At 63.3% G+C, this 19475-nt stretch carries 17 protein-coding genes; 7 read left to right on the forward strand and 10 right to left on the reverse strand.

All coding sequences use genetic code 11. The features are described from left to right. Window positions 1-85: 85 nt before the first annotated feature. The 4 genes from VT84_RS26105 to VT84_RS26120 form a co-directional block, all read right to left on the reverse strand. On the reverse strand, window positions 86-703 hold the full coding sequence (locus VT84_RS26105; protein ID WP_052561594.1) for an HAD family hydrolase: 618 nt from the start codon (window positions 701-703) through the stop codon (window positions 86-88). Window positions 704-733: 30 nt separating this feature from the next. Further along, the gene (locus tag VT84_RS26110; protein ID WP_082841561.1) at window positions 734-3694 is read right to left on the reverse strand and encodes a WD40 repeat domain-containing protein; all 2961 of its coding nucleotides are present in this window, start codon (window positions 3692-3694) and stop codon (window positions 734-736) included. Window positions 3695-3806: 112 nt separating this feature from the next. Beyond that, window positions 3807-4733 (reverse strand): D-alanyl-D-alanine carboxypeptidase family protein, encoded by a 927-nt coding sequence (locus tag VT84_RS26115; RefSeq protein ID WP_082841562.1) that lies wholly within the window; start codon window positions 4731-4733, stop codon window positions 3807-3809. Window positions 4734-4881: 148 nt separating this feature from the next. Next, on the reverse strand, window positions 4882-6501 hold the full coding sequence (locus tag VT84_RS26120; protein WP_052561590.1) for a sigma 54-interacting transcriptional regulator: 1620 nt from the start codon (window positions 6499-6501) through the stop codon (window positions 4882-4884). Window positions 6502-6705: 204 nt separating this feature from the next. On the opposite strand from VT84_RS26120, the gene VT84_RS26125 reads away from it, so the two are divergent. The 5 genes from VT84_RS26125 (at window position 6706) to VT84_RS26145 (ending at window position 10265) form a co-directional block, all read left to right on the forward strand. After that, on the forward strand, window positions 6706-7272 hold the full coding sequence (locus VT84_RS26125; protein WP_052561588.1) for a carboxymuconolactone decarboxylase family protein: 567 nt from the start codon (window positions 6706-6708) through the stop codon (window positions 7270-7272). Window positions 7273-7335: 63 nt separating this feature from the next. Next, window positions 7336-7809: a DUF1348 family protein gene (locus VT84_RS26130; protein WP_052561585.1), complete on the forward strand. Its 474-nt coding sequence runs from the start codon at window positions 7336-7338 to the stop codon at window positions 7807-7809. Window positions 7810-7855: 46 nt separating this feature from the next. Then, window positions 7856-8449 (forward strand): DUF417 family protein, encoded by a 594-nt coding sequence (locus VT84_RS26135; RefSeq protein ID WP_082841563.1) that lies wholly within the window; start codon window positions 7856-7858, stop codon window positions 8447-8449. 209 nt (window positions 8450-8658) lie between these two features. After that, a complete protein-coding gene (locus tag VT84_RS26140; RefSeq protein WP_082841564.1) occupies window positions 8659-9624 on the forward strand; it encodes an alpha/beta fold hydrolase in 966 nt (321 codons plus the stop codon). A 17-nt stretch (window positions 9625-9641) separates the two neighbouring features. Further along, the gene (locus VT84_RS26145; RefSeq protein ID WP_082841565.1) at window positions 9642-10265 is read left to right on the forward strand and encodes a pyridoxamine 5'-phosphate oxidase family protein; all 624 of its coding nucleotides are present in this window, start codon (window positions 9642-9644) and stop codon (window positions 10263-10265) included. A 21-nt stretch (window positions 10266-10286) separates the two neighbouring features. On the opposite strand, the gene VT84_RS26150 is transcribed toward VT84_RS26145, so the two are convergent. After that, window positions 10287-10808, reverse strand: a complete 522-nt coding sequence (locus VT84_RS26150; RefSeq protein ID WP_082841566.1) for an MgtC/SapB family protein — start codon at window positions 10806-10808, stop codon at window positions 10287-10289. Between the two features lie 225 nt (window positions 10809-11033). Between VT84_RS26150 and VT84_RS26155 the strand changes: the two genes are divergently transcribed. Beyond that, the gene (locus VT84_RS26155) at window positions 11034-11969 is read left to right on the forward strand and encodes a catalase family peroxidase (RefSeq protein ID WP_082841567.1); all 936 of its coding nucleotides are present in this window, start codon (window positions 11034-11036) and stop codon (window positions 11967-11969) included. Window positions 11970-12262: 293 nt separating this feature from the next. On the opposite strand, the gene VT84_RS26160 is transcribed toward VT84_RS26155, so the two are convergent. The 5 genes from VT84_RS26160 to VT84_RS26180 form a co-directional block, all read right to left on the reverse strand. Continuing rightward, on the reverse strand, window positions 12263-14512 hold the full coding sequence (locus VT84_RS26160) for an ATP-binding cassette domain-containing protein (protein ID WP_082841568.1): 2250 nt from the start codon (window positions 14510-14512) through the stop codon (window positions 12263-12265). A 45-nt stretch (window positions 14513-14557) separates the two neighbouring features. Beyond that, complete coding sequence (locus VT84_RS26165; RefSeq protein WP_082841569.1) at window positions 14558-15838, reverse strand: RNA polymerase sigma factor; 1281 nt, start codon at window positions 15836-15838, stop codon at window positions 14558-14560. Next, window positions 15835-16161, reverse strand: a complete 327-nt coding sequence (locus VT84_RS26170; RefSeq protein WP_082841570.1) for a YciI family protein — start codon at window positions 16159-16161, stop codon at window positions 15835-15837. Before VT84_RS26170 ends, VT84_RS26165 begins: the two co-directional genes overlap by 4 nt. A 248-nt stretch (window positions 16162-16409) precedes the next feature. Next, on the reverse strand, window positions 16410-17393 hold the full coding sequence (locus VT84_RS26175; RefSeq protein ID WP_082841571.1) for a sugar kinase: 984 nt from the start codon (window positions 17391-17393) through the stop codon (window positions 16410-16412). Between the two features lie 60 nt (window positions 17394-17453). Continuing rightward, entirely contained in the window at window positions 17454-18104 is a 651-nt protein-coding gene (locus VT84_RS26180; protein WP_082841572.1) for a bifunctional 4-hydroxy-2-oxoglutarate aldolase/2-dehydro-3-deoxy-phosphogluconate aldolase, read from the reverse strand. 159 nt (window positions 18105-18263) lie between these two features. Here VT84_RS26180 and VT84_RS26185 point away from each other — a divergent pair, with 159 nt between their 5' ends. Continuing rightward, window positions 18264-19442 (forward strand): TerC family protein, encoded by a 1179-nt coding sequence (locus VT84_RS26185; RefSeq protein WP_082841573.1) that lies wholly within the window; start codon window positions 18264-18266, stop codon window positions 19440-19442. Window positions 19443-19475: the final 33 nt, after the last annotated feature.

The raw sequence follows: 19475 nt of genomic DNA on the forward strand, positions 1-19475 counted from the left end.
TGCCAGAAATTTTGACCACGGATGAACGCCGGCGCCGCGCACCGACCCGAACCCGCGACCACACTTCTGCGATCTGCAATGTTCCTTATGTTGTACCGACATCCACCCCCGCCGCCCGCAGTTTGTCCCGGAGCGTCCCGTCCGCGCGGTACACAACCCCCTTCCAACCAAACTTCTCAGCGGCTTCGACGTTCGTGGGGAGGTCGTCGACGAACACACACTCACCGGGATCAGCGTGGGCGTGCCGGTGGACATCGGCGAAGAACGCCGGCTCCGGTTTTCGCGCCCGGGACTTGAACGACGTGCCGAGTTCGTCGAAGTGCGCGAGCACGTTCGCGAACTGCCGCGTGTACGCATCGAAGTGCGCCTGCGTGGTGTTACTCGCGAGCACCACGCGGTATTTGGGCTTCAGTAGCGGAACCAGCGAGCACACTTCATCGTTTTGCCAGAAGATGTCCACGAACGCCGCGACGAACTGCTCGTCGGTACACGTGAGCCGCCCGTTGAGTTTCGCCTCGCGAATGTACTCCGCGGTATTAATGGCCCCGCGCTCGTAGTCGTCCTCGATCGCGCTCCCGTACAGCACGAGCGCGAGTTCCACCGGGTCCATGTCGGTGTAGTCCGCGAGGCGTGCAACCGCGCGCCCGTGGTCGAAGAACGCGATCACGTTCCCGAAGTCGAAAATCACCGTCTTGATTGGCATGAATCACCACTTGCGAGCGGCCGTTCCCTGCTACTTCCCGGGAAACTTCAGGATAGCTGCGGCCGGGTCGATTTTGTTCCGCGGAACGCCCGAATAGCCGATCACGATTCTGTTGCCGTCCGGGAAGATCGTCATCGTATGAATCGGCCCGAAGTCGCGTTCCGCGCCGGCAACGCGCTTGCCGTCCGCGACGCCCCACACGGCGAGGTACGACTTCCCACGCGGGGCCGCGCCCGCGGTAATAAGCTGGTTCCCGTCCGGGGTGAATCGCACTGCGTGCACCCACCCCGGGTGCGACGGCGCGGGCTCGCCCGGGAACACGGGCTTGAGGTCGGGGTTCTGGAAGTCGCGCAAAACCTTCCCCGTCGCCACGTCCCACAGTTTCACCGTCCTGTCGCTCGACGAGGACGCGAGGAACTTCCCGTCCTTTGAGAGCGCGAGCCCGAACACCTGGTCGCGGTGCCCGCTCGGGCCGTCGTCCTTCTTCGGCGGGGGCGCTTTGTCGTCTTTCTTCGGCTCCGGCGCCGGGTCTTGCGCGCCCTTAAATTCGCGCACCAGCGTCCCGCCCGCGGCGTCCCACAACTTGATGCTCTTGTCGTAGCTCGCGGTGAAAATCTGCTTGTAATCGTTCGACCACAGCACCGCGTAAATCGGGTTCTGCACCTGTTGCGGGGTCGTGGTGATGTGCGCGTTCACCTGTTTCAGAAGAGCGTTCTTGGCGAGGTCGTAGGTCCGCAGAACGCCGTCGTGACAACCGGTCGCGAGCACGTTCCCGGTGTCGTCGAACGCGACGCAGTCAACGAGATTCGGGTGCTGGAACGTCTTCACCGGAACGTCGGTCGCAAGACGGAACCGGCGCGCCTGTTTATCGGCCGCCGTGGTAGTGAACTGGCCGTCCGCGCTGAACGCCACCGCGCTCGCCGCGACCGGGTGCGGAAACGCCTGGATCTGACGCCTGAACTCGGCCGGCGTGGGCTGTCCCGGAGTGAAGCCCACGTTCCACGCGACCGCGTTGTTCTCCTTGTCCTTGACCAGCGCGACCAGCACCGTGTTCGTCGGCTGGAACGCGAGGCCCACGACCGGCGCGCCGGCGGCGATCGTGCCCACGAGTTTCGCATCGCCCACCGTGTAGACCTTGATGGAGCCGTCCGCGGCACCGACCGCGACGCGCTGCGAGTCCTTGGAGATCGCGACCGCAGTCGCGTCCCCTCCGGCCTCGAACACGCGCTCCTTCGTGCCGTTGTTCGTGTTCCAGCTCACCACGTCCTTGCCCGGCCCGATACTCAGTACGCGCTCGCTACCGGGCGACACCGCCACGCCCGCAGACTTTCCTTTTCCCAGGGGGATGAGGCGCGTGCAGGTAACGGGCGAAATCACGACGCTCTTATCCGCACTCGCGGTGATAACGGCGGAAGTGGTGGGGTGCGCGACGACTCCCCGTACCGCACCAGTGTGCATAAACGTCTGGTAAGCCGCGCCCGTTGCGACGTCCACGAGTACCGCGAGGTTGTCGCTGCGCCCGATCAGCAAGCGTGTTTTGTCCGCGTTGAAGCTGAGGCTGAGTACATCGGCGGGTTGCGTCAGTTTCCCCGCCTCTTTGCCGTCCGCGAGGGTCCAGAGCAGCACGTCCTTACCCACACCGGCCGCGAGCGTGAGGTTATCACGGCTCTGCGTGAGTGTGGTTGCAGGGGCTACAAGCGGGCCGATCTCGCGCACCGGTTTTTCGGGCTTGGTCACGTCCCACACGCGAATCAACTTGTCCGCGCCCGCGGTGATGACCTGGCCGTTCGCGCGGTTCACCAGTGCCGCGGTGACCTTGCCCGTGTGCGCTTTGATGTCGTACTTCGTGCGGCTCGGTTCCTTGCCGTCTTTGTCTTTCGGCAATTTCGCATCGAGTGGCAGGTTCCACCCTTTCAGCGCGCCGTCCGCACCTGCGGTGAACAGGACCGGTTGCGAGGGGTGAAACGCAGTTGCGGTCGTGCCGCCCGCGTGTGCTAACACGTCGCCCTTTGGCTTACCCTGACGGTCCCAGGCAATCACCTGACCGTCCGCGCAACCAGCAACGACCGTATTCGTGTCCGGAGACAGAGCAACGCTCTCGATGGTACCCTTCGCGCCCGCGAACGTCCCCGCCGCCTGGTTGTTGCTCGTGGTGCCGATCGTCACGACTTTGTCCGCGGTCGCGTAGAGCACGGTGTTGCCGTCGGCCGTGGAATAGAACGCAGTCACGGCTTCTTTGAGTCCGGGGAAAGTCCGCGTTGGTTGTGCGGGCGTCTGCCAGAACCGCAACACACCGTCGGCACTCGTCGTAAAAGCCCCCTGGCTATCGGGGCGAACGGCAAGTCCAGTAATATCCGCGGTGCCCGCACCGTAGCTCGTACTCAGTTTCCCGTCTGCGCCGTTGAAGAAACGAATCAACTTGTCCGCACCCGCCGTGACCCACACATTCCCCGAAGCGAGATACCCCACTCCCAGAACCGCACCGGCGTGCCCCTTCAGTTCGATCGCGCCCTTCTCTTCACCAGCCGGGAACACCTTCACCACACCGTCCGCACCGGCCAGCGCGAACGTCTTACCGTCACTCGCGACCGCCACGTTCGTTGTTGCGCCGGTGGTCGCGAACGTTTTCGCGGGCGCTGATACTGGAACGTCCCAAACACGGACGCTGTTGTCGGCTCCGCCGGTCGCGAGCAGATCGCCCTTCGCCGAGAACGCGACGCACAGCACCTGCCCCTTGTGCCCCTGTTCGCCGCCGTAGGTCCGCAACTCTTTACCGGTGGCCGCGTCCCATAACTTCACCGTTTTGTCGAAGCTCGCCGTCGCCACGAACTTCCCGTCCGGGCTGACCGCGACCGCTTCGACCGTTTCCGTGTGCGTTCTCAGCACTGCGACGACGTCGGGTGCGTTCGGGGGTTGAGCCGGCAACCCACTGACTGAGATGAAGAGAGCAGCACACAACGTGACGCGACTAATTTGGCGCGAGGTGGGCATGGCGGGTTCCGTGCGGGGAGTAGCCGGAGGGCAGATAGGTAGTGTCTCAGGACGCGGTGCGCGGGTCAACACCACGCACCGCGAACTATCCCCGCGGGAATTGTCCCGGGAATCACTTCCCCTTCGATCCGTGACCGCGCTCGCGCCACGCCCACCGGAACAGGTTCCGCGCGTCCGCGTAGCGGCTATCGTTCGAGGTGCAGCCCAACACGACCACGAGCACGTGATCGCCCTCGTAGCGCCCGCTCGCCACGAGGCACGAGCCGGCCGCGGTCGTGGTGCCGGTCTTCACGCCCTCGTACCCCTCGATGTCGAGCAGCTTGTTCGTGTTGTTCCAGGTCACTTCGCGCTTTTTGCCGTCCGCGTCGACCACCTCGCACGTGTGGCGCCGCGTCTGCACGTACTTCGCGAACAAAGGGTTCTTGAGCGCGGTAAACGTCAGCGTCGCGAGGTCGCGTGCGCTCGCGAGGTTCTTACTCAGCCCGTGCGGATCGAGGTACTTGGTTTCTTCCATTTTGAGCGCCTTCGCGGTGCGGTTCATCTCGGCGACGAACTTCGCGACCGCGTCGTCTTCCTTACCCTCACCCTTGAAGCGCCCGCCGAAGTGTTCGGCGAACGCGGTCGCGGCGTCGTTGCCGGACGGGAGCAGCAAGCCGAACAGCAAGTCGCGCACGGTCACTTTCTCCCCGGCCTTGAGGTCGGAAGAACTGCCCGGCGTTTTGTCCGCGGCCTCGGAAAACGTGACCACTTCGTCGAGCACCTTCACGTCCCCGGCCGCGAGGCGCAGCACGATGTGCGCCGTCATGATCTTCGTGGTGCTGGCGATCGCGAGTGGGTCGTGTTCCTTCGATCCCCACAGCACTTTGCCCGTCTTGCCGTCGGCGATGGCCCACGCCTTCGCGCTCACGACCGGTGGGCCGTCGATCTTCTCCGCGGGCGCCTTCGCCGGGAGCGGTTTCTCTTCGACCGAATACGCGGGAGCAAGAACAATCGACAGTGCGGTCACCGCGAACGCGAACGAGCCGGGCCATCGGAGCATGGTCGTGTTCCAGGTGGGAATCGGGGCGTGTGAGGCACGGTATTGATACGAAGCGTTATCATCGGGGGCCGAGACCAGCGCTATCTAGAATTCCGGCCCCGAAGCACTCTGGACACCTCTACGACGAGAAATCGGGGCGCCCGCACCTTCACTCAGCAAGGCCCAGAACCTTGATCCGCGATGCCAACGTGGTCGGTCTCACCCCGAGTAACTCGGCCGCCCCGCCCGGGCCGGACACTTTACCTTTCGTCTGGCGCAGCGCGACGCGGATGTTGTTCGCCTCCAGTTCCCGCACCTCGGCGTCGGTCAGCACTCGGTCCTCACCGCCCGCAGCGGGTACGGCGGCTGCTTTGCTCGTGGTTCCAGGGGAACCGACGGGCAGATCGATGGTCAAACGAGAGCCGTCGGCCGTAATGACCGCGCGCTCGATGACGTGCTGCAACTCGCGGACGTTCCCGGGCCAGTGGTATCTCTGAAGCTGCTGAACGTTCGCCAGTGTGAGTCGCGGTTTCGAGCGCCCGAGTTTGCGCGCGGTCAGCGCGAGGAAGTGTTCGGCCAACAGCGGAATATCTTCTCCGCGCTTGCGGAGCGGCGGAAGTTCCACCGGGAACACACTCAACCGGTAGTACAGGTCTTGCCGGAACCGCCCGGCCTCGGCTTCGGCGCGGAGGTCACGATTAGTAGCCGCGATAAGTCGAACGTTGATCTTCCGGGTGCGCTCTTCGCCCACGCGCTCCAGTTCGCCTTCCTGAAGCACGCGGAGCAGTTTCGCCTGAAGCTCGAGCGGGATTTCCCCCACTTCGTCAAGGAACAGCGTTCCACCGTCGGCCAACTCGAACCGCCCCGCCCGGTCGCGCAGCGCCCCGGTGAACGCGCCCTTCGCGTGGCCGAAAAACTCGCTCTCGTACAGCTCGCGCGGTACCGCAGCGCAGTTCACTTTGACGAGCGGGCGGGCCGATCGCTTGCTCCGACGGTGAACCTCACGCGCGACCAGTTCCTTGCCGGTCCCGCTCTCACCCAAAAGAAGAACAGCCGAATCCGTAGGCGCGACCAGGTCGATCTGGCGCGCGACCGCTTCGAGCGCGGGACCGCCCCCAACTAACTCGCCGAACGCGCCGGTCCGCGTCACTTCTTCGCGCAGGTACTCGTTCTCCAGCTCCAGTTTGGCGCGCAGCTCCTCGATCTGCTCGAAAGCCCGCGCGGTCGCAATGGCTGCCGCGGCGTGGTCCGCGATGGTCCGGAGCCAACTCATGCACTCGGCGCCAATAGCTCCGCGTGCGAAGACGGCCAACACACCGAGCACCTGACCGCGGTGAACGAGCGGTTGTCCGCCGAACCCCGCGATGCCCTCCGCGCGCACCCACTCGGGCCGCGCGACCCATTCGGGCGGCTCAGGAGACGAGAGATTCGGCACTTCGATTGGTTCGCCGGTCGCCGCGATTCGCCCGACTTTGCGCGCGCCGAGCGGGATGCGCCGAAACGCACCGTCGAGCCGCGTCCATTCGACACGCGGATCAACCGCCGACCGCCCCGCACTGGCGACCAACTGGAGACACGTGGGGCGCCCGTTGCACTCGGTCGGCGTCAGACACTTCGCACAGTCCACGGTCCGCTGCGCCAACCAGATTCGCGCGAGAGCCACACGCGGAGTCTCTGCGGCGCGCTCAACCACCATCCGCAGCAACTCCGGCAACCGGTGCTCACGAGCCATGTCGAGCAGCAACCGCTTGGGATCAGCGAACAGTGGATTAATACCGTCGGAATCCATTACGGCCCCTCAACGAGATTTCGCAATCAATTTACGAAAAATCATATCGATACGAAATATCGTCACTCCGTTACGAAAACCCATTCCCGCCTCAATCACTTGGTGAGTCGCATGTTACGCGATTCTTTTTGTGTTGGCACGCGGCGTGATTTATTCGAGGCCAATCTGCTGAATGATAGCAGGCGACACGAAAGGACCAAAACCATGTCTCGTCTCAACCAAGTCCATCCCGATACCGCGACCGGCCGGGCCAAAGAACTGCTGACCGCAGTGAAGGGCAAACTCGGACTCGTCCCGAACATGACCCGTGCGATGGCGAACTCCCCGGCGGTTCTCGACGGCTATTTGCAATTCAGTGGCGCGTTGAGCAAAGGAGTGCTGTCGGCCAAGCTCCGTGAACAAATCGCACTCACGGTCTCCCAAGCGAACGGGTGCGACTACTGCCTGGGGGCGCACTCGGCTGTCGGCAAGATGGTCGGGCTGACGGCCGAGCAGATCCGCGACAGCCGACTCGGGACCGCGGTCGACCCGAAGGCCGACGCGGTACTCCGGTTCGCCCGCCGCGTGGTTGAGACGCGCGGCCGAGTCGAGGACGGCGACGTCAATGAGGTCCGCGAAGCGGGTTTCGGTGACGACGCAATCGCCGAAGTCATCGCACACGTCGCGCTCAACGTCTTCACGAACTACTTCAACGAAGCCGTTAAGACCGATCTCGATTTCCCCAAAGCCGAAGCCCTGCCCGATCAGCGGTTGCAGGCGGTCACCGAATAGTTCTTTCCGTTCAGCGCCCGCGGATTCCTTGCGGGCATTCGCTCTTACCTGATTGGAGAAGCCATGAACCCGACGCACACCGTAATTGCTCCGCCGTTCACTCTGGAAACCGCCACTCAAAAGGTCCGACTGGCCGAGAACGCCTGGAACACCCGCGACCCGGAGCGCGTGGCGCTGGCCTACACTGAGGACTCGGTTTGGCGCAACCGGAGCGAGTTCCCGGTCGGGCGCGACGAGATCCGCGCGTTTCTCACTCGCAAGTGGGAGAAGGAACTCGACTACCGGCTGGTGAAGGCGCTGTGGGCGTTCACCGCGGACCACATCGCGGTCCGGTTCCGCTACGAGTGGCAGGACCACGCCGGGAACTGGTTCCGCAGCTACGGCAACGAGTTGTGGGAGTTCGACGAGCGCGGGCTGATGCGCCGGCGCGAGGCGAGCATCAACGACCTCGCTATTCGCGAAGAGGAGCGGACGTTCTTCTGGCCCGCACCCGGTCCCCGACCGGCGGACCACCCGGGCATCCCGGACGTGCGGTAACTCACTCTCCAACTTTTTCGACCGAGTGTTTCGCGGAGCACCTGTCATGAACCGGATCAACCAACTGTTCGAGCTGGCCGCACGAGCGGATAAGTTTGGGGTCGCCCTGACCCGCGTCGGGCTAATCGTGGTGCTGGTGTGGATCGGTGGCCTCAAGATCTTCAAGTACGAGGACGAGGGAATCGTCCCGTTCGTGGCCAACAGTCCTCTCATGAACTTCTTCTACCATCAGCCCGCGGGCGAATACCGTAAGCACATGAACCGCGAGGGCGAACTGGTGCCCGCCAACCGCGAATGGCACGAGCAGAACGGGACGTACCTGTTCGCTTACGGTCTCGGTTCGGTGATCGTCGCTTACGGCGTCCTCATCGCACTCCACCCGGTGTTCCCACGAGTCGCGACCGTCGGCAGTTTCCTGGTGTTCGTGATGTCGTTCGCGACACTCTCGTTCCTCATCACAACTCCCGAAACTTGGGTTCCGCCGCTCGGAAGTACGGAGCATGGATTCCCGCTTCTGTCCGGCGCCGGCCGGCTCGTTATCAAGGACGCGATCATGATGGGTGCCGCTGTGGTTACGATGGCTGACTCGGCAAAAGCATATTTGCGAAAGCGGGACGCGAAGTCGGCAGTCGCGGCTTGATCCGGGTCTTAACAACGAGCCGCGCCCGCAAGGAAGCGGGAGCACCTCTCTTGATAACGAGCCGCGCCCGCAAGGAAGCGGGAGGCGCTACCGCTTCCTTGCGGGCGCGGCTCGTCCGAACCGCGTCCCGTTTTGTGGTCACTCGCCCGAACTAATTCAGCACCGTGAATCCCGAATCCCCCTCACGCCTTCAAACAGGAGACACGATCATGATCCGCCTGGCAGTATTCGCCCCGATTGCGGCCGTCGCGTTGACGGTCGGCCTGGCTGGTTCCGCCGTCGCTCAACAACCGGCGCCTGCCGTCAAGGTGGCGCACAAGACGGTGAAAGTTGGTGACCTGGACATCTTCTACCGCGAAGCCGGACCGAAGGACGCCCCCGCGATCCTTCTGCTCCACGGGTTCCCGACCAGCTCGCAGATGTTCCGCAACTTGCTCCCGGCGCTGGGCGACAAGTACCGCGTGATCGCACCCGATTACCCCGGGTACGGCCACAGTTCGATGCCGTCGCGCGACAAGTTCAAGTACACCTTCGACAACCTCGCGGACGTGATCGATCAGTTCACCGAGAAGGTGGAACTCAAGAAGTTCGCCCTCTACGTGCAGGACTACGGGGCGCCGGTCGGATACCGGATCGCGGTCAAATACCCGGACCGCATCACCGCGATCGTGGTGCAGAACGGTAACGCCTACGAAGAGGGTTTGGACAATGAGTTCTGGAAGCCCATCAAGGCGTACTGGAAGGAACCCGCTAACAAGGACAAGCGCAATGCCCTCCGCGACGCCCTGACTTACGAGACCACGAAGTGGCAGTACACGCACGGGGTCAAGAACCCCGAACTGGTCAGCCCGGACGGTGCGGCCCACGACCAGTTCCTGCTCGACCGCAAGGGGAACGACGAGATCCAGCTCGACCTGTTCCTGAGCTACGGCAGCAACCCGCCGCTGTACCCGAAGTGGCAGGAGTACTTCCGCAAGCACCAGCCGCCGGTGCTGATCGCGTGGGGCAAGAACGATCAGATTTTCCCCGCGGCCGGGGCCGAGCCGTACAAGCGCGACCTGAAGACACTCGAGTTCCACCTCCTGGACGCGGGGCACTTCGCTCTGGAAACCAACGGGGCCGAGATCGCCGAACTGATGCGCAACTTCCTCGGTAAGCACGTGAACAAGAAATAACCCGATGAGGGTGTCCCATGCGAAAATACTCCAGCGACGTCGCCTTCACCCCCGCGGTGAAGGCCCTTCAGGAGCGAAAAGGCTCCCGCAACAGCTACGCCCGGATGGAGCGCAGCGGCAGTTGGGAAACCACCGTTACGCCCGAACTGGCCGCCTTCATCGCCGAGCGGGACATGTTCTATCTGGGCACCGCGACCGCCGACGGGCAGCCGTACATCCAGCACCGCGGCGGCCCGACGGGGTTCCTCAAAGTCGTCGACGAACGCACGCTCGGGTTCGCCGACTTCGGCGGCAACAAGCAGTACCTTACGCTGGGCAACCTGTCCGAGAACCCGAAGGCGTTCATCTTCCTGATGGACTACGCGAACCGCCAGCGCGTGAAACTGTGGGGCACCGCGCGGGCGGTCGAGGGCGACGCGGACCTGGAAGCGAAGCTCCGCGACCCGAGCTACCCCGGCAAGGTGGAGCGGGCGATCCTGTTCACGGTCGAGGCGTGGGACAGCAATTGCCCTCAGCACATTCACCCGCGGTACACGAACGAAGAGATTGCCCCGGTCGTCGAGAAGCTCCAGGCGCGGATCACGGAACTGGAGGCCGAAGTCAAGCGATTGCGCACAGCCGCGCCAGCCGGTCCGCAGTAAGGGCCGCCTCGTGAGTCAGGTTCACTTCTTCGACTTCGCTTCGTCCTCCGGAGGCGATCCGTTGTAGTGCAAGGACGGTATGAGTTTGGGAAGCCCGTGCAACACGAAGAGGGCCAGCGCAGTCGCTAGCACCGCGGTCGCTTCGCGGCCCATGCCCGCAGCAACCCCGATCGCGGCGGTCAACCAGATGCCCGCCGCGGTCGTCAACCCTTTTACGTCTTCCTGCCCCGATCCCCGAACAATAGTCCCGGCGCCGAGGAACCCGATCCCGGCCACCAGTCCCTGCAAGACGCGGGTGAGGTCCGCGTCCGACACTTTGGACAGGTGCGGGATCAGCACGAAGAGAGCCGCACCGATCGCGACTAACATGTGCGTTCGCGTGCCCGCAGCGCGCCCCTTGGATTCCCGCTCGTACCCCAGCACTCCGCCCAGTACCGCAGCGATCACCAGTCGAAGAACAACGCGGGTCACCTGCGCGGCGTCGGGAAGGTCCGAGAATTCCTCCTGTACCGTGCTCCAGATTTGTTGCCCCCAACTGCTCATGGCAGCACCATTTTCCCGTGGAGTTCGTGAATTCGCCCTCAACTTCAGTGCTCGCAGCAATCGCCACGCCACGAGACGTCCCCGTGCCAATTCCGATAAGGTTCGCGAACCACTCGGTACAGAGTTGTGTGCGGTGCCTCAGCTTCTATAAGTTGTGCGGTATCTCCGCTGTGCATTTCAGGCCGTGCCCTGCACGATTCACCCACGATCCCGGAGCCTCGTAATATGTCGTCCGCACTGATTACCGACCTGCTCGACGTCCTCGACAAACTCTCCGGAGGCGTTCACGCCGGGTTCCGACCGGCGCACGCAAAGGGGTTCCTGTACTCTGGTACGTTCGCTCCCGCCCCCGAAGCCGCAAAGCTGACACGGGCGCCGCACGCGACCCGGCCGTCCACCCCAATCACCGTGCGGTTCTCGCTGTCCGGCGGAATCCCGACTCTGGCCGATAACGATCCGAAGGGATCGAGTCCGCAGGGGTTTGCGGTCCGCTTCCACCTGGGTGACCACGTCCACACGGACATCATCGCCCACTCGCACAACGGCTTCCCGGCCCGAACGGGGGAAGAGTTCCTGGAGTTCCTGCGTGCGGTCGCGGCCAGCGGTCCCGATGCGCCCACGCCGCCACCGGTCGCGCAGTTCCTCGCCACGCACCCCGTAACGAGGCAGTTCGTCGAAACCCCGAAGCCGATCCCGTCGAGCTTCGCCCGGCAAGCGTTCTTCGCTGTCACCGCGTTCAAGTTCACGAACGCCGAGGGCACGAGCCGGTTCGGGCGGTTCCGCCTCGTACCGGACGCAGGAACCGAGTTCCTCAGCCCGGAACAAGCCGCGACGAAGACCGCCGACTTCCTCACGGCCGAGCTTTCGGAGCGCTTGTCGAAAGGCGCGGTCACGTTCCGCGTTGTGGTGCAACTAGCCCAAGACGGGGACGAGGTGACCGACGCGACGGCTGTGTGGCCCGAGTCCCGCGAACTGGTGCCTTTCGGCACGCTCACGATCACCGAACGGGTCGACGAGCTGAACCCGGAAATGCGGAAGATCATCTTCGACCCGATTCCGCGCGTGGACGGAATCGACTCCGCGGGCGATCCGCTCACGGACGTCCGGTCCGATATCTACCTGCTGAGCGGTCGGCGCCGCCGAGCTGCCGCTGCGAAGTAAATTGCAAACGCCGGCTCGTGGCATTCTTGGCGAACGGCCGGTGTGAGCCGGTGAGAGACACAACCAACTACTGCACGCAGTGTGACAACGGCGACTAGCGGGTTCACCGACCCGCAAGACAATCAAGACTGCACACACACGCTAAGATGTGTGGCAGCAGCGGTTACCGGGTTCAGCGGCCGGCTCACACCGACCGTTCGCCTCTATGTCTTGGCGAGCCGCGTGCTAACAAATGCTAACATTCTCGGCCCTCCGGTCACCCACCCGGGCCGGAGCCGCCCCTGACAGCGCGATCAGTCTTGAATGTAGGCACTGGTAAGCGACCGCTTGGCCCGCTGAAGGTCTCGGGGCGTACCTTCAAACATGACGGTACCGCCCTTAGTGCCGCCTTCCGGCCCGATATCGATGATCCAATCGGCGTTCTTAATCACGTGCAGATTGTGCTCGATGACGATCACCGTGTTTCCGGTATCCACTAGACGATTCATGACTCCCAAAAGATGGCCGATATCCGACATATGTAAGCCGGTGGTGGGCTCGTCCATCACATAAACGCTGCCCTTTTTGTGCAACTCACTGGCCAACTTGATGCGCTGGCACTCCCCGCCCGAAAGCGTGCTGAGCGGTTGCCCCAAACTCAGATAATCCAGCCCCACGTCACTCATCGCTTGCAGTTTGCGCCGCACTTCCGGGATCTCAAAGTGCTCCAGCGCCTGCTGCACGTTCATGGCCAGCACGTCGCTGATGGACTTGCCCTTCAGCTTGTAAGCCAGCACATCGTCTTTAAAGCGTTTGCCGCCGCACACTTCGCAGGGCGTCTTCACTTCGCTCAAAAAGGCCAGATCGGTGTAAATCACGCCGAGCCCCTGGCAGTTGTCGCAAGCGCCCTTGGAGTTGAAACTGAACAGCGCGGCGGAAACCTTGTTGGCTGTGGCGAACGCCTTGCGGACGTCGTCCATGATGCCGGTGTAGGTCGCGGGGTTGGAGCGACTGGACGCGCCCACCGCGGATTGGTCGATGACAATAGCGTCGGGGTGCTGCTGCAAAAAAACTCGGTTGATCAGCGAACTCTTCCCCGAACCGGCCACCCCCGTTACCACCGTCAGCACACCTGTAGGAATATCCACGCTGACGTTTTGCAAATTGTTCACTTTGGCGTTCTTAACCGACAACTTCCCCTTGGGCTTGCGGAACTCGCCCTTGAGCGGGACGCTCTGCTTGATGTGTTTGCCGGTTAGCGTATCGGCACGCAGTAAATCCTTATAGCTACCCTCGAAGACAATCTCGCCGCCGTGCCGCCCCGCGCGCGGACCGACGTCGACGATGTGATCCGCCACTTTAATCACGTCCGGATCGTGCTCCACGACGATGACCGTGTTTCCCTTGTCGCGTAATTTCTGTAGCAGCTCGTTCATGCGGTGAACGTCGCGCGGGTGCATGCCCGTGCTGGGTTCGTCGAAGACGTATGTCACGTCCATCAGGCTGCTACTGAGGTGCTTGACGATCTTGATGCGCTGTGATTCACCGCCAGACAGTGTGTCGGTTTCGCGGTTCAAGTTGAGATATTCGAGACCGATATCCACCAGGTGTTGCAGGCGCTCGACCAGCGTATTTACGATGGGCCGGGCGATCGGATCTTGAATCGCTTTCAAAAACCCGATCAACTCCGTGATCTCCGTGTTCGCCAGCTCAGCAATGTTGCGATCGTTGATTTTGCACTTCAACACTACTTGACTGAGCCGCCCTCCCCCGCACACAGAACACGGCCCCATCGTCATGTAGGGGGCCACGGCCTTTTGTGTGCGTTCCGACATCGTTTTGATGTCGCGTCGGATGTATTTGGAGGCGAACTTCTCGAGAATGCCCTGGAAAGTCAGATTGATCTCTTTGGCGCCGATCTTCGTCTTGATCTTCATCGGCTCGCAATACAGCAGCGAGTCCATTTCCTTCTTGGTGTACTTCGAGAGCTTCTTATCCGCGTCGAACAAGCCGGATTGAATACAGAGGCTCCAATCCCATTTGTCTACCGCGTAGTCCGGGAACAGGAGCGCGCCTTCGTTGAGCGATTTGGACGTGTCGAGGAACTTGTCCAGATCGACGTCCAGTTTCCGCCCGAGTCCGTTGCAGTTCGGGCACATGCCCTGCGGATCGTTGAAGCTGAAGACGTTGACCGGACCGGCAAAAGGTTGACCGACGCGCCAAAAGAGGCGGCGCAGGATGCTGTAAATGTCCGTCACTGTCCCCACAGTCGAGTGGGAACCGCCGCCGAGCCGCTTCTGGTCCACGACGACGGCCATACTTAGGTTTTCGATCGCGTCGGCTTCAGGTTGGGGGTAGCGCGGCAGAAAGTTACGGATGAACAGGCTGAAGTTCTCGTTCAGCAGCCGCTGCGCTTCGTTCGCGATCGTATCGAACACGATCGACGATTTCCCGGAGCCGGACACGCCCGTAAAGATCGTGATCTTGCGCTTGGGGATGCGCAGAGAAACGTTCTTCAAATTGTTCTCGCGCGCGCCGCGAATCTCGATGTATTCCTGGGGCACGAATTCTCTCCTTGAACGGTTAGATCCCGATACCGCGACCGTATCTCAGGAACGCGCGATGGTCGCAAGACCGAGGGCGCGCCGACAATCGGCGAGTCGGCGCCGCAGGAACTCTTGATCGGCGCTCGCGCTCGTCAACCGCAGCGCCTCCTGCCAGGCGCGCTCGGCGGCGGGGTGCTGGCCGAGGCGCGAGTGAAGTTCACCGATGACCGCGTGCCAGCCGGGGTAGCGGGCGGGAACGTCTTCTGGGGCCACGGCTGCCAGCCGGTCGAGTCCGGCTTGCGGGCCGTGAAGATAAACTTCGGCAACGGCGCGATTGAGTGCGTGGATCGGCGACGGTGCAATGCGATCGAGTACGTCGTACCCTTCAGCGATCCGGTGCCAGTCGGTGTCCGCAACGCTCGGCGCGCGGCAGTGCTCCCAGGCGATGCCCGCTTCCACGTGATAGCGCGTCAACTCGTCGCCGGCAGCAGCCCGCGCAAGCCACTCCATGCCCTCACGCACGTCGCTCCAATTCCAGGTAGAGCGGTCCTGTTGCTCGAACAGAACGATGCCGCCATCGAGAGCAACCCGCGCGTCGAAACGGGCCGCGTGGAAGCACATCAGCGCGAGCAGCGCGTGTACCACCGGGACGTCGCCAACGGGGTGCGCGGCCAGCATTTGCGCCAACCGCCGGGCCTCGTCGCACAAGTCGCGTCGAATCGGAACATCGGCGTGCGTGGCGTGACACCCCTGACTGAACAGCAGGTAAATGACCGAGAGCACCGCGTCCAGCCGGGCGCGGAGTTGAGGGGTGGCGGGTGCCTCGAAATCGACGTCCAGGTCGCGCAACCGATCTCTCGCCCGCTCGATGCGCTTCTGGACGTTGACTTCGGTTGTGAGCAGGCCGCGGGCGATCTCAGCCGAACTAAATCCGCACAACGTCCGGAGCGCAAAGGCGACGCGCGACTCCGCCGGAACCTCTTCGTGGCAACTCACGAAGAGGAGGCGGAGCGGTTCGTCGCCGATCTCATCGGCAAAATGCACTTCGGGTGGTACCGCACCCTGTTCGGTTCCGTCCGCCAAGTGCGGCAGTACCCGGGCGTAGGTTTGCTCCCGCCGTAAGGCGTCGACCGCCAGATTGCGGGCGGTGCGATAGAGCCAGCCGGCCGGGTCTTCGGGAACGCCGCGCCGCGCCCACGACTCCAGAGCCTGCACGAGCGCGGCCTGCACGACGTCCTCGACCAGATCAAGTCGGCGCACGCCGAGCGACCGGGTCAGTACGGCGACGAGCCGGCCGAACTCGTGACGGAAAAAGTGCTCCACGAGGGCGCGAGGTTCACTCATGCGTAGCCGCCCAGTTCGCGAATCTCGATTAGATTGCGCCCCGGGCACTCCCGGGCGATGGTCAGCGCCGCGTCGTAGTTCTCGGCCTGAATCAGGCTGAAACTGGCGACGAACTCCTTGGCTTCGACGTAGGGACCATCGGTTACGATTTCCCCACGGAGAACCCGGCCGCCCGGTTTCAACCCGTCGCCACCAGGGAGGATCGACGCATTAAACTTCTGCATCCAGGCGTACCACTGACCCGCCAAGGTTTGCATTTCCTCCGGAGACGGCTGAGATTGGGGATCGGTGGAGTGACGGAAGATGAACAGGTACTTCGACATGGGACGGGTCTCCAAACAGTTTCACGTGCTCGGACCGGGGCCGTATCCCCGATTCCGGAAGGACAACGAACGAGCCACGAGCGTTCGGACACTCGCCCCGAATTATTTTTTCGAGAACACATCACCGTGAGTGATCGATAGCTTCCGCGCGCAATCCACCCCATCAATAGTATACACAATACCACTTAAAATACAAAAAGAAACGCCGGCTTTTCGCCGGCGTGACGCGCGTTCCGCCTACAAAACGCTCAGCGCTTGATGCGTAGCCCCTGCCCCTGCATGGCCGCTTCGACCTCGTCCTTTGTGAGCCACGGGAGGTCGCCCGGGACGGTGTGTTTGAGGGCGCCCATTGCGGCACCGTAGTCGAGCCCCTTCTTCAAATCACCGTCGATCAGACCGTGAATCAGTCCGGCCGCGAGCGCGTCGCCCGCACCCAACCGGTCCACGATTTCGACCTCGTACCACGCCGATTCGTAGGTCTGACCGGCCGAATAGCCCACCGCCGCAAACCGGTTCCGCCACACGAGCGACGCCTCGCGCCGCGTACCGACCACGGTCGACACGCCGAACTTCTCCACCAACCCCTCCGCCACCTCGGTGAAGTCCGCCCCCGTGATACCGAACAGGTGCTCCGCGTCCGCCTCGCTCGCGATGAGCGCGTCCACTTGCGGGAGCAGGATGCCCATGACCTCGGCCGCGTGGTCCTTCGCCCAGAGTTTCGAGCGATAGTTGAGGTCCATGCACACTTTCACGCCGGCGTCGCGGGCCGCGTGCATCGCTTCATCGACCACTTCGGCCGCGCCGGGGCTGAGTGCCGCCGCGATACCGGAGACATGGAACCACTTCGCGCCCCGAAAGATCGCGGGCCAGTCGAACATACCACGGTGCGCGCGGGCGATGGACGAATCCTTGCGATCGTAGAGGATGGAACTGGCGCGCGGGGACGCACCGAACTCCAGGAAGTACAGCCCGCACCGCCCGTCTTCGGCGAACTGCACGAACTGATCGGACACCCCGATCTCGCGCACGCGGTTCGCCACGAGTTTGCCGAGCGCGTTATCGGGCAACCGCGACACCCACGCCGCCGAGTGCCCGAGCCGCACCAGCCCGGCCGCGGTGTTCAGCTCCGCGCCGCCGATTTCCAGATCGAGTGAGCGCGCCTGTTCCAACCGCTGAAAGTGCGGCGGCGCGAGCCGCACCATGACTTCGCCGAACGCGACGATATCGGGCATGACGTCTTTCGCTTTGTTTTGGAGAACGTACCGGCACCAAACGCGGGCGACCGCCCGCGCCTACGACGTCTTCCGATACTGTTTCACGACCTCGGCGTATTGCTTCGCCAGTTGCGTGATGCGGGCGAAGTCGCCGGCCGCAACCGCCTTCGGCTCCACCATTTGCGACCCAACGCCCAGACACACCGCCCCGGCCTTGAGGAACTCCGGCGCGGTATTCAGATCGACCCCGCCCGTGGGCATCAGTTTCACTTGCGGGAGCGGCCCGCGCAGCGCCTTGAAGAACGGGGGGCCGACCACCTCGGCCGGGAACACCTTCACGATGTCCGCACCCGCCTCCCACGCGGTCAGCACTTCCGTCGGCGTGAACGCACCCGGCATCACGAGCTTGTCGTAGCGCCGGCACACCTTGATGACGTCTACGTTCAGGTTCGGCGCGACAATGAACTCGGCCCCCGCGAGGAGCGCGGCGCGGGCCGTTTCCGGGTCGAGGACGGTCCCCGCGCCGAGCAGCACGCGGTCGCCGAGTTGCTTCTTGGCGGCGCGAATCACGTCGAGCGCGTTCGGCACGGTGAAGGTGACCTCGGCCACCGTTACGCCGCCGTCCGCGAGCGCCTTCACGACCTCGACGAGCGGTTCCGGGGAAGAGAAACGCACAACAGCGACGATGCCGCACTCGGTCACGCGCTGCAAATCTTGTTCACGGCTCATGCAGCGGATTGTCCGCAATTCCGGCCAAACGGCAACGGTCCGGCGCGCGAGTTCGCGCGGGCGCGGCGGAAATACCGGTACCGCCTCCCGTTCGGCACCCGACTTGAATACACTTCTCCCGTCGTGCCCGTGCCCAATCCTCCATTTCGGACGCTGCCAATGCGCCGCCGCCCGCTCCCGCTTTACATCCTGTCGGTCGGGTTCGGTCTCGTGCTGTTCACCGCGCTCCGGCCCGTGTTCGCGCACGCGGACGTGGTACCGGCAGACGATCCCACCCAGTACCCGACGGTGGAGATCAAAACCGTTTCCGGCCCCACGGTGGTCCGGAAACTCAAGCTCTCGGCGGTCACGCTGAAGACCGACACGGGCAGCACGACCGTCGGGATGCAGCACGTCAAGCGGATCACGTTCCAGAGCAACCCCGAGGGCCAGTCGAGCGACACCGTTCAGCTCGCGGACAAGTCCATCATTCGGGGGCGCGTGACCGCGGACCCGTTTGTGGTTGAGACGGACGGCGCCGACACCCCGTTGAAGAAGAGCGAGATCCGCGAAATCAAGATTGTGCGTGTCGAACAACTCTCGCTGCTAGCGGCCCTGTTGGGGCTCCTCACACTCACCGCAATGGAAATCGTGCTGGGCATCGACAACGTGATCTTCCTGGCCATCGTCGCGGACAAACTGCCCGCCGACCAGCGCCCGCGTGCGCGCAAAATCGGCCTGACCGCGGCACTGGGCACGCGCCTGCTGCTGCTACTCTCGCTGTCGTTCCTACTGGGGCTTACGACGCCGATCTTCACGCTCCCGGAACTCGGGTTCCTGCACGACATGGAAGCGCGCGAGGTATCGTGGCGCGACCTCATCCTGCTCGCCGGCGGGCTGTTCCTGATCGGGAAGAGTACGTTCGAGGTTCACGAGAAGATGGAGCACGCGAAGGCCGAGCACGCCGGGACCGAACCGACCGCGCCCGCAAAGGTAGTGAGTTTCGCCCGCGTCATCATGACCATCGCGGTCATCGACATCGTGTTCTCGCTCGACTCGGTCATCACCGCAGTCGGGATGGTCGATCAGGTGTGGGTGATGATCGTGGCAATGGTGATCGCGATGCTCGTGATGCTCTACTTCGCGGGTCCGATCGCGCACTTCGTGGAGAAGAACCCGACGATCAAGGTGCTGGCGCTGAGCTTCCTCATCCTCATCGGCGTGATGCTGGTCGCGGAGGGCCTGGGCCAGCACATCGACAAGGGGTACATCTACGTCGCGATGTCGTTCGCGCTGATCGTGGAGATGGTCAACATGAAGCTGCGCGGGCCGAAGAAAGAGGCCGAAGCGAAAGCGTAAGAACGGGCACTCCAAACGCCACGGCCCCAAGCC

Origin of the sequence: Gemmata sp. SH-PL17 (genome assembly GCF_001610855.1) — a bacterium.
Lineage (GTDB): Bacteria > Planctomycetota > Planctomycetia > Gemmatales > Gemmataceae > Gemmata > Gemmata massiliana.

Excerpts from the sequence above, each read along its gene's own strand:
- VT84_RS26115 (WP_082841562.1), bottom strand. The coding sequence starts at position 4,733 with ATGCTCCGATGGCCCGGCTCGTTCGCGTTCGCGGTGACCGCACTGTCG.
- VT84_RS26180 (WP_082841572.1), bottom strand. The coding sequence starts at position 18,104 with ATGAGCCGTGAACAAGATTTGCAGCGCGTGACCGAGTGCGGCATCGTC.
- VT84_RS26165 (WP_082841569.1), bottom strand. The coding sequence starts at position 15,838 with ATGAGTGAACCTCGCGCCCTCGTGGAGCACTTTTTCCGTCACGAGTTC.
- VT84_RS26105 (WP_052561594.1), bottom strand. The coding sequence starts at position 703 with ATGCCAATCAAGACGGTGATTTTCGACTTCGGGAACGTGATCGCGTTC.
- VT84_RS26175 (WP_082841571.1), bottom strand. The coding sequence starts at position 17,393 with ATGCCCGATATCGTCGCGTTCGGCGAAGTCATGGTGCGGCTCGCGCCG.
- VT84_RS26140 (WP_082841564.1), top strand. The coding sequence starts at position 8,659 with ATGATCCGCCTGGCAGTATTCGCCCCGATTGCGGCCGTCGCGTTGACG.
- VT84_RS26130 (WP_052561585.1), top strand. The coding sequence starts at position 7,336 with ATGAACCCGACGCACACCGTAATTGCTCCGCCGTTCACTCTGGAAACC.
- VT84_RS26170 (WP_082841570.1), bottom strand. The coding sequence starts at position 16,161 with ATGTCGAAGTACCTGTTCATCTTCCGTCACTCCACCGATCCCCAATCT.
- VT84_RS26185 (WP_082841573.1), top strand. The coding sequence starts at position 18,264 with ATGCGCCGCCGCCCGCTCCCGCTTTACATCCTGTCGGTCGGGTTCGGT.
- VT84_RS26135 (WP_082841563.1), top strand. The coding sequence starts at position 7,856 with ATGAACCGGATCAACCAACTGTTCGAGCTGGCCGCACGAGCGGATAAG.
- VT84_RS26125 (WP_052561588.1), top strand. The coding sequence starts at position 6,706 with ATGTCTCGTCTCAACCAAGTCCATCCCGATACCGCGACCGGCCGGGCC.
- VT84_RS26110 (WP_082841561.1), bottom strand. The coding sequence starts at position 3,694 with ATGCCCACCTCGCGCCAAATTAGTCGCGTCACGTTGTGTGCTGCTCTC.
- VT84_RS26150 (WP_082841566.1), bottom strand. The coding sequence starts at position 10,808 with ATGAGCAGTTGGGGGCAACAAATCTGGAGCACGGTACAGGAGGAATTC.
- VT84_RS26155 (WP_082841567.1), top strand. The coding sequence starts at position 11,034 with ATGTCGTCCGCACTGATTACCGACCTGCTCGACGTCCTCGACAAACTC.
- VT84_RS26120 (WP_052561590.1), bottom strand. The coding sequence starts at position 6,501 with ATGGATTCCGACGGTATTAATCCACTGTTCGCTGATCCCAAGCGGTTG.
- VT84_RS26145 (WP_082841565.1), top strand. The coding sequence starts at position 9,642 with ATGCGAAAATACTCCAGCGACGTCGCCTTCACCCCCGCGGTGAAGGCC.